Source organism: Faecalibacterium sp. Marseille-Q4164 (assembly GCF_017377545.1).
Taxonomy (GTDB): domain Bacteria; phylum Bacillota; class Clostridia; order Oscillospirales; family Ruminococcaceae; genus Faecalibacterium; species Faecalibacterium duncaniae.
The window spans coordinates 1-850 of record NZ_JAFREJ010000052.1; the positions used below are offsets into that span (position 1 = coordinate 1).

Below are 850 nucleotides of genomic sequence, written 5' to 3' on the forward strand. Positions count from 1 at the left end.
GGCAACAACGAGCCTGCCCGCATCGTCATTGGCAAGGATACCCGCCGCTCCAGCTATATGTTCGAGTACAGCCTGGTGGCGGGCCTGACCGCTTCCGGCGCAGATGCCTACCTGCTCCACGTCACCACCACCCCCAGCGTGGCCTACATTGCCCGCGTGGATGATTTTGACTGCGGCATTATGATCTCCGCCAGCCATAACCCGTTCTACGACAACGGCATCAAGCTGATCGACTGCTACGGCGAAAAGATGCCCGAGGAGACCCTGCTGCTGGTGGAGGACTACATCGACGGCAAACTCCATGTCTTTGATCAGGACTGGCCGGAGCTGCCCTTTGCCCACCGGGAGCACATCGGCTGCACCGTGGACTATGTGGCAGGCCGCAACCGCTACATGGGCTACCTGATCAGCCTGGGCATCTACTCCTTCAAGGGCATCAAGGTGGGTCTGGACTGCGCCAACGGTGCCAGCTGGAACATTGCCAAGAGCGTGTTTGATGCGCTGGGCGCAGACACCTACGTCATCAACAACCAGCCCAACGGTCTGAACATCAACCTGAACACAGGCTCCACCCACATCGAGGGCCTGCAGAAGTTTGTGGTGGAAAAGGGTCTGGATGTGGGCTTTGCCTATGACGGCGATGCAGACCGCTGCCTCTGCGTGGACGAAAAGGGCAATGTGATCACCGGTGACCACATCCTGTACATCTACGGCTGCTACATGAAGGAGCGCGGAAAACTCCTGACCAACACGGTGGTCACCACGGTCATGTCCAACTTTGGCCTGTACAAGGCTTTTGACGAGCAGGGCATCGGCTACGCCAAGACTGCCGTGGGCGACAAGTATGTCT

The 850-nt window shown here is 58.6% G+C and carries 1 pseudogene; it reads left to right on the top strand.

What is annotated here, in order from left to right:
* Positions 1-850 (top strand): annotated as a pseudogene (locus tag J3352_RS14180) (phosphoglucosamine mutase); the annotation flags it as partial.